At 47.6% G+C, this 13,163-nt stretch carries 15 protein-coding genes and 2 pseudogenes; 16 read left to right on the forward strand and 1 reads right to left on the reverse strand.

Features of this window, described 5'->3' with window-relative positions; genetic code table 11:
* Positions 1 to 2: 2 nt before the first annotated feature.
* The 16 genes and pseudogenes from H7F26_RS13260 to H7F26_RS13330 all read left to right on the forward strand — a co-directional run bounded on the left by H7F26_RS13260 (position 3) and on the right by H7F26_RS13330 (position 12,950).
* Entirely contained in the window at positions 3 to 428 is a 426-nt protein-coding gene (locus H7F26_RS13260; RefSeq protein ID WP_003180844.1) for a DUF2634 domain-containing protein, read from the forward strand.
* The gene (locus H7F26_RS13265; protein ID WP_009328732.1) at positions 421 to 1,464 is read left to right on the forward strand and encodes a baseplate J/gp47 family protein; all 1,044 of its coding nucleotides are present in this window, start codon (positions 421 to 423) and stop codon (positions 1,462 to 1,464) included. Before H7F26_RS13260 ends, H7F26_RS13265 begins: the two co-directional genes overlap by 8 nt.
* On the forward strand, positions 1,451 to 2,371 hold the full coding sequence (locus tag H7F26_RS22255) for a YmfQ family protein (RefSeq protein WP_009328731.1): 921 nt from the start codon (positions 1,451 to 1,453) through the stop codon (positions 2,369 to 2,371). Before H7F26_RS13265 ends, H7F26_RS22255 begins: the two co-directional genes overlap by 14 nt.
* A gap of 13 nt (positions 2,372 to 2,384) precedes the next feature.
* Entirely contained in the window at positions 2,385 to 2,771 is a 387-nt protein-coding gene (locus tag H7F26_RS13275; protein ID WP_003180850.1) for a phage tail-collar fiber domain-containing protein, read from the forward strand.
* A gap of 15 nt (positions 2,772 to 2,786) precedes the next feature.
* Positions 2,787 to 3,992, forward strand: coding sequence for a pyocin knob domain-containing protein (locus H7F26_RS13280; protein WP_061565951.1), 1,206 nt, complete (start codon positions 2,787 to 2,789; stop codon positions 3,990 to 3,992).
* A gap of 37 nt (positions 3,993 to 4,029) precedes the next feature.
* Positions 4,030 to 5,061 (forward strand): hypothetical protein, encoded by a 1,032-nt coding sequence (locus H7F26_RS13285; protein WP_003180853.1) that lies wholly within the window; start codon positions 4,030 to 4,032, stop codon positions 5,059 to 5,061.
* A gap of 102 nt (positions 5,062 to 5,163) precedes the next feature.
* Positions 5,164 to 5,433, forward strand: a complete 270-nt coding sequence (locus H7F26_RS13290) for a hemolysin XhlA family protein (RefSeq protein ID WP_003180856.1) — start codon at positions 5,164 to 5,166, stop codon at positions 5,431 to 5,433.
* A gap of 14 nt (positions 5,434 to 5,447) precedes the next feature.
* Positions 5,448 to 5,711 (forward strand): phage holin, encoded by a 264-nt coding sequence (locus H7F26_RS13295; RefSeq protein WP_003180859.1) that lies wholly within the window; start codon positions 5,448 to 5,450, stop codon positions 5,709 to 5,711.
* A 134-nt stretch (positions 5,712 to 5,845) separates the two neighbouring features.
* Positions 5,846 to 6,475: pseudogene (locus tag H7F26_RS22260) on the forward strand (N-acetylmuramoyl-L-alanine amidase family protein); the annotation flags it as partial.
* Positions 6,476 to 6,610: 135 nt separating this feature from the next.
* Positions 6,611 to 6,826: pseudogene (locus H7F26_RS22265) on the forward strand (peptidoglycan-binding protein); the annotation flags it as partial.
* Positions 6,827 to 6,927: 101 nt separating this feature from the next.
* Positions 6,928 to 7,605, forward strand: coding sequence for a GntR family transcriptional regulator (locus tag H7F26_RS13305; protein ID WP_003180863.1), 678 nt, complete (start codon positions 6,928 to 6,930; stop codon positions 7,603 to 7,605).
* 22 nt (positions 7,606 to 7,627) lie between these two features.
* Positions 7,628 to 8,644 (forward strand): zinc-binding alcohol dehydrogenase family protein, encoded by a 1,017-nt coding sequence (locus tag H7F26_RS13310; RefSeq protein ID WP_003180865.1) that lies wholly within the window; start codon positions 7,628 to 7,630, stop codon positions 8,642 to 8,644.
* 20 nt (positions 8,645 to 8,664) lie between these two features.
* Positions 8,665 to 9,762, forward strand: a complete 1,098-nt coding sequence (gene uxuA, locus H7F26_RS13315) for a mannonate dehydratase (RefSeq protein ID WP_003180867.1) — start codon at positions 8,665 to 8,667, stop codon at positions 9,760 to 9,762.
* Positions 9,738 to 10,586: an SDR family oxidoreductase gene (locus H7F26_RS13320; RefSeq protein ID WP_009328728.1), complete on the forward strand. Its 849-nt coding sequence runs from the start codon at positions 9,738 to 9,740 to the stop codon at positions 10,584 to 10,586. The genes uxuA and H7F26_RS13320 overlap by 25 nt, the downstream gene beginning before the upstream one ends.
* A gap of 26 nt (positions 10,587 to 10,612) precedes the next feature.
* A complete protein-coding gene (locus H7F26_RS13325; protein ID WP_003180872.1) occupies positions 10,613 to 11,626 on the forward strand; it encodes a zinc-binding alcohol dehydrogenase family protein in 1,014 nt (337 codons plus the stop codon).
* Between the two features lie 52 nt (positions 11,627 to 11,678).
* Complete coding sequence (locus tag H7F26_RS13330; RefSeq protein ID WP_011197811.1) at positions 11,679 to 12,950, forward strand: MFS transporter; 1,272 nt, start codon at positions 11,679 to 11,681, stop codon at positions 12,948 to 12,950.
* 62 nt (positions 12,951 to 13,012) lie between these two features.
* Here the strand turns inward: H7F26_RS13330 and H7F26_RS22005 are convergent, their stop codons facing one another.
* A complete protein-coding gene (locus tag H7F26_RS22005) occupies positions 13,013 to 13,144 on the reverse strand; it encodes a hypothetical protein (RefSeq protein WP_003180875.1) in 132 nt (43 codons plus the stop codon).
* Between the last annotated feature and the right edge of the window lie 19 nt (positions 13,145 to 13,163).

A 13,163-nucleotide genomic window follows, 5' to 3' on the forward strand; every position in this document is an offset into this window, starting at 1 on the left:
GGATGGCTCTTTCGCCGGAAGTATCTTTTGAAGATATCGAGGATGACAGCGATGTGATTGAGACTTCAAAAACGTACAAAATTGATTTTGAAACAGGCAGGATGACGGGTGATATGATTTCGGGGCTGGAAGCCGTGGAACAAATGGTTTGTATGGCGCTGAGAACCGAGCGCTACGCATACGCCGTTTACAGCCATAATATCGGAAATGAACTGCAGGAGGTTCTTTCAGATCATGAAACGACCGATGCTTATAAAGAAATGGAGATACCGAGATTGATCGAGGAAGCCCTCATATACGATGACCGAATTTCGGCGGTGACCGACTTCGAGATTGAGCGTCAAGGCGATGCCTTCCACGTGTCCTTTTCGGTTGAAACCGATGAAGGGACATTGGAAATCGAGGAGGTGATTGGGGAAGATGTTTGAAGACCAGACATTTGAAGAGATCATGGAACGCATGCTTGAGCGGGTTTCAGATGAGATTGACAAACGTGAAAACAGCGTCATTTGGAATGCGCTTGCCCCGGCAGCCGCCGAGCTGGCGCTTTCTTATATTTGGCTTGATCAAGTGCTGAATTTGGTTTATGCGGATACGGCTGAAGGCGAATATTTGGACAGAAGGGCGGCTGAGGCCGGTCTTGAGCGCTATCGGGCGTCAAAAGCCATATGGTCTGCGGCATTTACGGATGGAGTATCGGTTCCCCCCGGAACCCGTTTCTTTCTGGAAGATTTATATTTTACCATGCTCGAAGACGGCAAGCTGGAATGTGAAACAGCCGGGACAAAAGGAAACGCCAATTTTTCGGGGCGGCCTTTGCTTCCGCTCGATACCATTCCCGGGCTTGAAAAAGCGGTTATGGGAAGCCTTGAAATTCCCGGCCGCGACGAGGAGACGGATGAATCCCTGTATGAAAGGTATTTAATCCGCGTCCGTAGGGAAGCGGTCAGCGCGAATCAGCTGCATTACAAACAATGGGCCGAAGAAGTGGACGGCGTAGGCAAAGCGAAGGTCTTTCCGCTGTGGAATGGCGAGGGAACCGTAAAGGTTGTCATTACAAACGCGAAAATGGAGCCAGCCACAGACGCATTAATCGAAAGAGTCAAGCAGTATATCGATCCCGATCCGGGCAAAGGGGAAGGTATGGCGCCGATCGGAGCTTATACCGCGGTTGAAAGCGCGGTATGGAAAGACGTGAGCATATCTGCAAAAATCATACCTGAATCAGGCCGGACGATCGGTGAGGCCAAACAGGAAATTGCAGAAAAAATCACTGAATTATTTAAAGAAATGGCTTTTAAAGAAAGCGTCATCCGTCTCTCGCAGATCAACAACATGATCTATCAATCGTCCTCTGTCAGCGACTATTCGGAAGTCTTCATCAACGGGGAAGCGAAAAATCTGCAGTTGACAGAAACGGAAATTCCAAAGCTGGGGCAGGTGACCATCATTGAGCAAGATTGATGAAATGGCTTTTCACCTGCCGCCATACTTGATGGAAATCCGGGAAATTCAAGAAATTATAACGGCTGAAGCGCCTGAATTTGAGAGGCAAAATCAAGAGATTTTCGATATGACGGACCAGCTTTTCGTCACGACGGCCACATGGGGGCTGGACAGGTGGGAAAAGATTTTGAATGTCAGACGCGAGGCTTCGGACGGCGTCGATATTCGAAGGGCCCGTCTGTTAACCAAGATGTCCAATATTCCGCCGATTACAAGCCGCTCGATCGAGCGCGCGGTTAATGCTTTTTTAAAACAGCCGTCCGCATCCGTCAGACTGACGGCCGGACGGTATCATTTTTTGCTGAGTGTAAACGGAGAGGATCTGCAGTTTATACCTTCAATCATTCAAACCGTCAATCATATGAAGCCCGCCCATTTGGCTTATACATTCCGGGGCGGGTTTCATTATGAATGTCGGCCGCCGAAAAGCGTTCATGACAGGCTCGTTTTAAGAAGCAAAAACGGCTTTTTCGGTACGATACCGGTCTATTTGGACGGACAGTATCTGCTTGATGATGCATTCTACTTGAACGGTTTTCGAGAAATCGACGGACTGCCCCGCAGGTTTAAACAGCAGCTCACACTGCGCCACAAGAAGCGGCAATACATTCGGTCCGCCTCCAGCTTTACGATAAAGACGGCCGCTGAAAACCGGCGGAAACAGCAAACAAAAGCTGGCATGAAAACCGGCATTACCAATCAAAACAAAAAGGTCCAATCCTTCAAAATCAGCTGCAAATGCGAACATGAATTTAAGCAAGCAGGCGCGCTTGAAATGAGAGAGAAGTGGTGGACGCTAAACGGCGCATTTTTGCTCGACGGTACAAAGCAGCTGGCAGCAGCGGCGCAAAAAATCGCATTGTAAAGGAGAAATCAAAATGGCACAACAATTAACAGTGACAACGCTTTATGCGAGACAGCAAATGGCAAAAGCACGGGCTGAGGGCGGCAAGCTCACCAAAATCACAAAAATGGCTTTCGGAAACGGAGGTACAAACGATAAAGGCGAACCCGTTCCTCTGCAGGGCAACGAACAGGCCCTGAAAAACGAACTTCTGCAAAAGGATATCGACGGCTTTGCCTTTATGGAGCCGGCGAAAGTCCGCTATACATGTACATTGGGAGAAAGCGAACTCGCAGGGGAAACGATCAACGAGCTCGCCCTTGTCGATGAAGCCGGAAAATTCACAGCGGTCAGAACGATGACAGACAAGCAGAAAGACGGCGACATCGAGTTCGTCTTTGAAATCGACGACATTTATTAAAGGAGCTGAAACAAGGTGGACATCCAAAAACCGAGACGCTTTGAAACAACAGACCGCGCCCATGCCGACTTGTTCAACGAAGCGATAGATCAGCTGAATGTAAACGATGAACGGATTGCAAAGCGGGCTGAGGAAGCTGAAGAAAGGGCTAAAACGTATACTGATGCCCATGCTAACGACCATTCGATTCACATCACCGACAAAGAGAGGGAAAAATGGAGCGCGGGGCAGTTATATAAAATAACCGAAAATAACGGAAAAGTCTTTTACAGAGGCAGTTCAGAAACAACAGATTTTAACACTTTGACAGACACCGGCATGTATCTCATCTATAATGAAGGAATCAACTCGCCACCTTCATCAAATCGGATATTTTTGCTTGTCATGAGTTTCGGCAATACCTTGGTTCAGGCAGCTTATGAATCGTACAAAGGGACACAGTCGTATTTTAGATTCAGAAAATCCGATTCAACAACGTGGACGCCATGGCAGACCCAGGAAACGACCAGTGGAGCACAGGCCAAGGTTGATGCTCATGAACAAAATACGAATCTCCATGTGAATGAAGATGAACGGGAAAAATGGAACAATGCACAGTTATATAAAATTACTGATAATAATGGAACGCGCACAAAACTGCCGGATGGAACGGATTTATTAACGCTGCCGACAGGTTTTTATTATGCTATGGGCCATGTTGTTCAAAACAACCCTGTAGAAAACGACAGCTCCTGGTTTAATTACGATGTAATTGAAACTGGCGCTGGAAGAAAGACCATCCATGCGTGGCGGAGCTATGATAATACTTTATGGCATGGAACAGTTCACACAGATGGACAGTTTCGAGAATGGAAAAGAGTAGTCACAAACGCCGATTTAAACGTTGCTTGGCAGACTCCAACGTTGACAAATGGATGGAAACAGTATGGGTCGCACAAAGTCCGGTTTTGTAAAAATATGCTTGGAGAAGTCGAAATTATCGGATCAATAACGGGCGGGACGATTGGCTTTGATATTCCTGCGTTTACGCTGCCTGAGGGGTTCCGCCCGATTCAAATGATGCACTTTGTCGGGGTCGCATCAAGTGTAGGTACAGGGTCAACACCGCAATATCACCGGACACTGATCGATACTGACGGAAGGGTATGCATTCAATCCTGTTCGAATACTGTAAATCCAACTGAGTTTATTACATTTGGTTTTAAATTTAGGACTGCATAGTTATGCAGTCCTAAATAGATCAAGGAGGCATATTACAGTGGACATTAAAAAAACAAGACGCTTTGAAACAACAGATCGCGCCCATGCCGACCTTTTTAATATTGTTATAGATCAACTGAATGAAAATGATGAATTGCTTGTTAAGCGTGCTGAAGAGGTCGATCAAAAGGCTAAAATATACACAGATGAACATGCTTCAAGAAAAGATAACCCTCATAGAGTGACAAAAGAACAACTTGGTTTGGATCAAGTAGACAATATTAAGCAGGCGTCAAAAATAGAATTTGATTCACATCTAAATGATAATCTGCGTCATATTATAAGCCAAGAACGTGATAAATGGAATAATGCCCAACTTTTTAAAATAACATCTGATACAGGTATCCATAAATATAATCTTACTTCGGGTACCTTTTATGAAGCTTTAAAAGATGTGGGAACTGGAACTTTTTATGGAACGAATGCAGTGGAAGATTCACCGTCAAATGGAAGTCTCCGCGGAATGCAGTTGGTTGGCCAAAAAGGGATAGGTATAGGGTATGCTATTGATACACTAGGCAATGCATGGTGGTTTTATTACAATGCAGCTCATACCGGAATTAAATGGTTTCCCATTGAATCTACTGTCAACGCCCAATTGAAGGCAGATAAAATGTTAAATGATGCGAAAAACTATACTAATAATCTTGAGTTAAAGTTAACCGATCTAACCTGGCTAACTCCAACGTTTCAAAATGGCTGGGGAAATTATCCTGCTGGAAGTGAGGATGATAAAAAGAAATATGCTGTCCGCTACGCCAAAGATATTACCGGAACAGTATATGTTGAAGGTGCAATTTCCGGGGGAAGTATCGGGTTTGGTATACCAGCATTTACTCTCCCTGAAGGCTACAGGCCAGGAAGAAATTTTCAATGGACGGGTGTGGCGTCCCAAGTGGGAATGCAGGGAGTACCGCAATATCACAGGCTATTTGTTAACACGGATGGAGAAGTGATCATTGAAAATTGTTCAAATAAGGTCTATCCAAACGAATATATAGCTTTAGGGTTTAGTTTTAAAGCTAGGTGATTGGTCACAAATGGATAATATCCTGATATATACTTATTGAACTGGTCTATAGAGAACGGTTTTTATTTTTGCCCGTGTAGATGAATTAGGGGGAACATAGATATGCAACAAACGTCTGAATTAGAAGTTTTTCAAAAGGAAATTACAGAGATGAAAGCTGATCAAAAATCACTCGAACAGCGCGTCAGTACACTCGAAAGAACATCAGACCGCCACGATCAGCAAATCATCTCGATTAACGAAAAGCTGAACAAAATCGAAGAGAATACAACCTGGATTAAGCGCAGCATCACAGGCGCGATAATTACAGCGGTCAGCACCGGCATCATCGGCGGCGCGATCGCTGTTTTTTATAATTTATTGCAGAAATAAGGGAGGACATCATCATGAAACATATCGACAAAGGCACGGTCGTCAGGACGGTGCTTCTTTTTATTGCGCTGGTCAATCAGACGTTGATCATGTTTGGAAAGCCGGTTTTGCCGGTCGCTGAAGATCAGATTCATACATTGGCGGATGCCCTGTATTCGGCCGGATCTGCGGCTTTTACGATCGCTGCATCGCTCGTTGCCTGGTATAAGAACAACTATGTGACGAGCAAAGGGAAAATGCAAAAAGAAGTTTTACAGAAAAAAGGTTTAACGAAATAAAGCTTCCTTTCAGACTTTCCAGAATTGAATTTGAAAAGGAATGATGAAGTTTGGTCAAAGTAATCAATAACTTTGTAAAAGTCAATCAATACACCCGTCCCGGGCTGAAGCTTGCGGCAGTCAAAGGCATCGTCATGCATTGGACGGCGACGCCCGGGGCTTCGGCTTTGAATGAGCGCAATTATTTCAATGGCACCTGCATTGCCGACAAGCGTTATGCGTCGGCTCACTATTTTGTCGACCGCCATGAGGCGCAGCATATTATTCCCGATCATGAAGTCGCATATCATGCGCATGATCAAAACCGCTGCTATGTCAGCTTTCTGAAGCCGAATGCCAATACCACGGCTCTCGGGGTCGAAATGTGCGTGGAAAAAGACGGTACCATCCATGAAGAGACGATTCGCAATGCGGCAGAGCTTGTAGCGGATTTGTGCAAGACATACGGTTTGTCCGCAGATCGGATTGTCCGCCATTACGATGTCACTAACAAAGGCTGTCCAACCCCGTGGGTGAGAGATGCCGGCCAATTGTCAGCTTTCCGTAAAAGAGTAGATTCCCTTTTGGGGAGGAAAACCGTTTCCGTATCGGCTGCCTCCACCAGCCAGACAAGTTCATCGTCGGGCATTATCCTCAAAAAAGGAATGTCAGGCTCTCATGTGAAAAAGCTGCAAACACGCTTGGTCGCGGCCGGTTTTTCGCTGCCTAAATACGGCGCGGACGGAAGCTATGGAGACGAGACGGTGCATGCGGTTGTTTCTTTGCAAAAGAAAGCGGGAATTAAAGCCGACGGCATTTACGGTCCGTCAACTGAAAAAGCCCTCTCGGCCGCTGAAGCGTCAGCAGCCGGCAAGAGCAAGACGTGGACCCTTCCCGACGGCATTTATAAGGTGAAAAACCCGCTGATGAAGGGAACGGCCGTCACACAAATCCAGACAGCCCTTGCCGCTCTTTATTACTACCCTGATAAAGGGGCCAAAAACAACGGGATCGACGGATATTACGGAATGAAGACGGCAAATGCGGTGAAACGTTTTCAGCTGATGTACGGTTTGGGAGCGGACGGGATATACGGACCGAAGACAAAAGCGAAAATGTTGTCCCTTTTGAAATAAAGGAACTTTTAAAGTTCCTTTATATTTTTTAAAAATTTTCAAAAAATAACTATCCCACAGCCATACTTGTATGGTAGTATGGCGGAGAGGGGGTGAGAGTCATGAAAATGAAACAATTAAACCCGCGTTCTGTCAGAGATCAAATCTATCAGGTGCTGAAGGAAGAAATCATGAAGTTTCGGCTTGTTCCGGGTGAGCAGATATCGGAAAAAGAGATTTCAGAACGGTATGAAGTCAGCCGCACTCCGGTCAGAGAGGCTTTTTTGCAGCTGTCGAAGGAAGGGCTTCTCGAAGTCTATCCGCAGAAAGGAACCCGCGTGTCGCTGATCGATCTTGACCTGGTGGAGGAAGCGAGGTTTATGCGGGAAAAACTGGAAAAGGCTGTAGCTGAACTGGCGTGTGAGGACTTCCCGCAGGAAGCTATGTTTAAGCTGGAGCAGAATGTGAAGATGCAGGAATTATCGATCGCACAGAAAAATTATGAAAGTTTGTTTGAATTAGATGAAGCGTTTCATCAGACGATTTTTGAAGGCTGCGGAAAAGCGAATGTCTGGGCTGCGATTCAGCAGATGAACGTTCCCTTCCAAAGAATCCGCTTTTTAAGGCTTGCCGCCGATTTTAACTGGAACACCATCCATCAGCAGCACGCGGCATTAACAGAAGCGATTCGAACAAAACAGAAGGCAAAAGCCAAGGAAATCGCCGAAGAGCATTTGCAGCTAGTCATCGTCGATAAACAGATGCTCATTGATGAGTTTCCCGGTTATTTCAAAAAGTAAGCGCTTTAAAAGGAGTGGTGATGTGAAAGCTGCGGTGATGACGAAGCCTTATTCGATTGAATTTCACGACATACCGCGTCCCGAACCGGCCAGCGGTGAAGTCCTTGTCAAGATAAAGGCTGCCGGGATTTGCGGAAGTGATGTGCATTTTTACGACGGCTCAAATCCATATGCACAGTACCCTCAGATCTTTGGACATGAGCTTGCAGGCATCATTGAAAAAACGGGGGCCGGCGTGAGGGGGCGATCCGCAGGCGAACGGGTCGTAATTGAACCGGCGATCCCGTGCGGAGGCTGCTACCCTTGTCGGAAAGGGAGGACAAACGCCTGTATGAACATCGATATGATCGGGTCGGTTCGCAGAGGAGGGTTCGCTGATTTTATCATTGTTCCAGAAACGCATGTCCATCCGATTCCTGAGCAAATGGATTTTGCAACCGCTGCTTTGTGCGAGCCGTTTTCAATCGGAGCGCAGGCGGTTCGGCGGGCAGATATTCAAACAGGCGAAACGATTGTCATATTGGGAATGGGTCCGATCGGGTTAACGATTTTGGCGCAGGTAAAAAAGCGCTTCGACGTTCGTGTGATCGCTGTCGATCCTGTAAGGGAAAGGCTTGAGCTTGCCGAGGCATTCGGGGCGGATGCCGTTATTCAGCCTGGTGAAGAGGATGCAGAGCAAATGATTCTGAAGCTGACAGGCGGAGAAGGAGCGGGGATTGTGTTCGAAGCGGCCGGGATTCCCGCGACGATTGAGCAATCCGTTCGTTTGGCGGCCGCCGCCGGGCGCATTGTCATTGTCGGCTTAACGGGGAGGAATGTGACGATTCCGGGTCTTCTTCTCACAAAGAAAGATATTGAAATTTATGGAACAAAACACAGCGTCAATCAATTTCCCGGCGTCATTCAATTTTTGAATGAAAACCCTGAAATAGCCCGGGCTTTTGTCACTGAGATCATGCCTTTTATGGAAATAGAAGAGGCGTTGAAAAAAGCGAAAAACTGTCCCCATCAGGTCACAAAGATCATTTTATCTTATTGAATCGGTGAGGAGGAAGTGTGATGAAAATGGTTTTCAGATGGTATGGAGAAGGAAACGACTCCGTCACCCTTGAGCAGATCAGGCAGATTCCCGGTGTGGAGGGAATCGTTTGGGCGCTTCATCATCAGCCGCCGGGTGAAGAGTGGCCATTGGAAGAAATTTTAGAAGTGAAGCGGCAGTGTGAACAGCACGGTTTTCACATTGAAGTTGTTGAAAGCGTTAACATCCATGAGGATATAAAGCTTGGGCTGCCGACGAGAGATCTGTATATTGAAAAATACAAGCGAACGATTGAAAATTTGGCCAAAGCCGGCGTAAAAGTGATCTGCTATAATTTTATGCCTGTATTTGACTGGCTGCGGACCGATTTGTACAAAAAGGCTCCAGACGGTTCCACCGCTTTGTTCTATGAGCACGCAAAGGTGCACACAATCGACCCTTTTGCGCTTGTCGATCAAATCGCCAAGCATCCCGAATTCACGATGCCCGGCTGGGAACCGGAGCGGCTTGAGCATCTGACAAGGCTGTTTGAAGCCTATCAAAATGTGACGGAGGAGGATCTGTGGAGCCATCTTCACTATTTTCTTGAACGCATCATTCCAACCGCCGCACGCTGCGGAATCAAAATGGCGATCCATCCCGATGATCCGCCGTGGCCGGTTTTCGGACTCCCGCGCATCATGACTTCAGGAGAAAGCATCGGGCGGCTGCTACAGCTTGTCGATCATCCGGCGAATGGCGTGACACTGTGCAGCGGTTCATTGGGCGCCAACCCCGAAAATGATATTTCCGCCATGATCCATGCGTATGCCGACCGGATTCCATTTGCCCATATCCGAAACGTCAAAGTCTACGAAAACGGCGATTTTATCGAAACATCGCACAGAACAAAAGATGGCACAGTTGACATTTGCGGGATTGTCAAAGCCTATCATGAAACAGGTTTTTCAGGCTATGTGCGTCCGGATCACGGCCGCCACATTTGGGATGAAAAGTGCAGGCCCGGCTACGGTCTGTATGACAGGGCGCTCGGTATCATGTATTTATGGGGCATATGGGATTCGCTCAATAGAGAAAAACAGGAGGCTTCAAAATGCTTGAAATCCATGAAAATTTAGCGGGGAAAACTGCGGTCATCACAGGCGGCAGCGGGGTGCTTTGCGGTGCGATGGCGAGAGAGCTCGGCCGGCAGGGTATGAATGTTGCCATTCTTAATCGAACCGTTGAAAAAGGGGAACTCGTGGCCGAAGCTGTCCGAAAAGCCGGCGGCGCAGCGATTGCAGTTGAGTGTGATGTCATCAGCCAACGGAGCGTTGAACAGGCGAAACGCGTTGTGGCCGACCGATTCGGCGGCTGTGATCTATTGGTGAACGGAGCCGGCGGCAATCACCCCAATGGCACGACATCAGATGAAACATTCAACTCCGAGCACATCTTCCAGGACAACATCAAGACGTTATTTGATCTGAACTGCGATGATGTCGGTTCTGTTCTCAATTTAAACTTCCTCGGTTCTTTCATTCCAACACAGCAATTTGCAAAAATGATGCTGAATCAAAAAGGGGCGTCCGTGATCAATATTTCTTCAATGAGCGCTCAAACCCCGATGACGAAAGTGCCTGCATACAGCGCGGCGAAAGCGGGCATCGACAATTTTACGAAATGGCTGGCCGTCTATCTGGCCGAAACGGGAATCAGGGTCAACGCCATTGCCCCGGGATTTTTCCTAACCAATCAAAATGAAAGGCTTCTTCTTGATCAAAACGGCGAATTTACAGATAGAGCAAAGAAGATCATCTCTCACACCCCGATGAGGCGTTTCGGCAAACCGGAAGATTTGCTGGGGACGCTGCTTTGGCTGGCGGATGAGAAGATGTCCGGATTTGTTACCGGCATAACAGTGCCGGTAGATGGCGGATTTACGGCTTATGCCGGTGTCTAAAAACACGATAAAGGGGAGGCCGGTACATGAAGCAGATTGTGTGTGAAAAGCCTTATCGTTTTAAAATGACGGATGTGAAAATGCCGGAACTAAAGGATGGGGAAGCATTGGTCCGCATCAAACGGATCGGAATATGCGGGACGGATTTTCACGCTTATTGCGGAAGACAGCCATTTTTCTCTTATCCAAGAGTGCTCGGACACGAACTGTCCGGTGAAATTGTCAGCATCGATAATTCCGGCGGAACGCTCAAGCCGGGCGATCAAGTGTCAATTATTCCTTATTTGGAATGCGGGGCATGCATCGCCTGCCGGAACGGACGCCCCAACTGCTGCGTCAATCTGAACGTCCTCGGTGTCCATACAGACGGGGGAATGCGGGAATACATAAACGTCCCGGCAGACGACCTGCTAAAAACAGAAGGATTGACGCTCAGCGAAGCTGCTGTTGTTGAATGTTTAAGCATCGGCGCCCACGCTGCAGAAAGGGCAAATATCAAAAAAGGGGAAACGGTGCTTGTTGTTGGAGCGGGGCCCATCGGGCTCAGCGTGATGAAATTCGCAAAATTGAAGGGTGCAAAAGTCATCGCGATGGATGTCAGAAAAGAGCGCCTCACATTTAGCCGCAGATGGGCTGAAGCCGATGAAGTCGTATTAGGGGGAGAACATGCGGCTGATGAGATCAAACGGTTGACGAACGGCGACTTTCCGACGGCTGTCTTTGATGCGACAGGGCACCCTGCATCGATGAACAGCGCTTATCAGTACGCCGCACACGGGGGACGGCTGATCTATGTCGGACTTGTCAACGACCATCTGGCTATGCCCGATCCTGAAATCCACATGCGGGAGCTGACGATTTTATCCAGCCGCAACGCATTAAGAAGAGATTTTGAGACGGTGATGAAAGCCATCATGGATGGCGGAGCGGATGCGAACCGGTTTGTGAACGGACAGATGGCGTTTCACGATGTTGTTGACGGATTTCAATCAGCGCTTGCTCCGGAAACCAATCCTGTGAAAGTGTTGATCCATCTGTAAGATCGCACGAAATGAAAGCGTTTTCTAAATTTCGGAAAGAGGGGGGTTGGCCATGTTTTCAAACGGCCGCGGGTTTGTCATCGTGATGCTTTTTTTGGCGGGAGTGATTAATTATTTGGATCGTTCGGCATTGTCTGTCGCCGCTCCTTTTATTCAGGAAGATTTGAACATACGTCCGGCGCAGATGGGCATGCTGTTCAGCAGTTTTTTCATCGGATATGCCGTCTTTAATTTTATCGGCGGCTGGGCATCAGACAAATACGGAGCGAAACATACGCTGTCGGCTGCAATGGTCGTATGGTCGGTTTTCAGCGGCGCTATTGCACTGACATATAATTTCGTTTCACTGTTTATCATCCGCGTCATTTTCGGCATGGGGGAAGGTCCGCTGTCAGCGGCAACGAGCAAGTCGGTCAACAATTGGTTTCCGCAAAAAGAAAGGGCAAGAGCGCTCGGCATGACAATGTGCGGAACGCCGCTCGGCGGAGCCGTTTCAGGTCCGATCGTCGGATTGATCGCGATCCATTGGGGGTGGAAGGCTTCCTTTGTGTTGATCATGATCATCGGGCTTGTTTGGACTTGCTTCTGGATGAAATTCATGAAAGATAAGCCGGCTGATTCCGGCAGTTTGTCTCCTGAAAAGGAAGCGCGTCCGAAAAAGGATACCGGCATCCCGCTGTCTTTTTATTTGAAGCAGCCGACCGTGCTGTTTACGGCGTTCGCGTTCTTTTCCTACAACTATATTTTGTTCTTTTTCTTAACATGGTTTCCGAGCTATTTAACGACAGCCCGGGGGCTGAGCATTCACGATATGAGCGTTGCAACGATTATACCGTGGGTTGTCGGATTTCTCGGTCTTGCGCTTGGGGGATTTATTTCAGATTATCTGTTCAAGCTGACGGGCAAACAGATGTTTTCCAGAAAAGCCGTGCTTGTGTGCTGCCTTTTGGCTGCAGCGGTATGCATTGGATTTGCCGGGCTTGTCACTACCGCGTTTGGAGCTGTTGCACTTGTCGCATTATCGGTTTTCTTTTTGTATTTGACCGGCATCACATACTGGGCGATTATACAGGATATCGTTCATCCGGACAGGGTCGGGGGCGTGAGCGGATTCATGCATTTTCTTGCCAATACATCCGGCATTATCGGTCCGACGGTTACAGGGTACATCGTCGAGTACACCGGAGCTTTCACAAGCGCCTTTTTGCTTGCGGGAGGGCTGGCGGTGGCAGGTTCTATTTGCGTCGCTTTGTTTGTGAAACCGATACGTTCTGAAAGGCTGCCTCAATCTGTAGGAGAAGGCGGACAGGGGCATCCTTTATGATGCTCCTGTAGACATGAAAATAACCCCCTTCTCAGCAGAGAAGGAGGGTGAAAGTCCAAGCTTCACGGTTTGTTTTTTCTTCTGTTCAGCGTTTTAATGATTTTTTCGCTTCTTCTTCTGAGAAGAGAGGTATAGTCTGACAGGCCGAATTTTGCGAAATCGACGTGTTTGACTTGTTTTTTCAGTTTTTTCACAGCATCACCTAATTCAGCG

Origin of the sequence: Bacillus sp. PAMC28748, assembly GCF_014250415.1 — a bacterium.
GTDB lineage: Bacteria > Bacillota > Bacilli > Bacillales > Bacillaceae > Bacillus > Bacillus licheniformis.

Excerpts from the sequence above, each read along its gene's own strand:
- H7F26_RS13265 (WP_009328732.1), top strand. The coding sequence starts at position 421 with ATGTTTGAAGACCAGACATTTGAAGAGATCATGGAACGCATGCTTGAG.
- uxuA (WP_003180867.1), top strand. The coding sequence starts at position 8,665 with ATGAAAATGGTTTTCAGATGGTATGGAGAAGGAAACGACTCCGTCACC.
- H7F26_RS13295 (WP_003180859.1), top strand. The coding sequence starts at position 5,448 with ATGAAACATATCGACAAAGGCACGGTCGTCAGGACGGTGCTTCTTTTT.
- H7F26_RS13305 (WP_003180863.1), top strand. The coding sequence starts at position 6,928 with ATGAAAATGAAACAATTAAACCCGCGTTCTGTCAGAGATCAAATCTAT.
- H7F26_RS13320 (WP_009328728.1), top strand. The coding sequence starts at position 9,738 with ATGCTTGAAATCCATGAAAATTTAGCGGGGAAAACTGCGGTCATCACA.
- H7F26_RS13290 (WP_003180856.1), top strand. The coding sequence starts at position 5,164 with ATGCAACAAACGTCTGAATTAGAAGTTTTTCAAAAGGAAATTACAGAG.
- H7F26_RS13275 (WP_003180850.1), top strand. The coding sequence starts at position 2,385 with ATGGCACAACAATTAACAGTGACAACGCTTTATGCGAGACAGCAAATG.
- H7F26_RS13325 (WP_003180872.1), top strand. The coding sequence starts at position 10,613 with ATGAAGCAGATTGTGTGTGAAAAGCCTTATCGTTTTAAAATGACGGAT.
- H7F26_RS13260 (WP_003180844.1), top strand. The coding sequence starts at position 3 with ATGGCTCTTTCGCCGGAAGTATCTTTTGAAGATATCGAGGATGACAGC.
- H7F26_RS13330 (WP_011197811.1), top strand. The coding sequence starts at position 11,679 with ATGTTTTCAAACGGCCGCGGGTTTGTCATCGTGATGCTTTTTTTGGCG.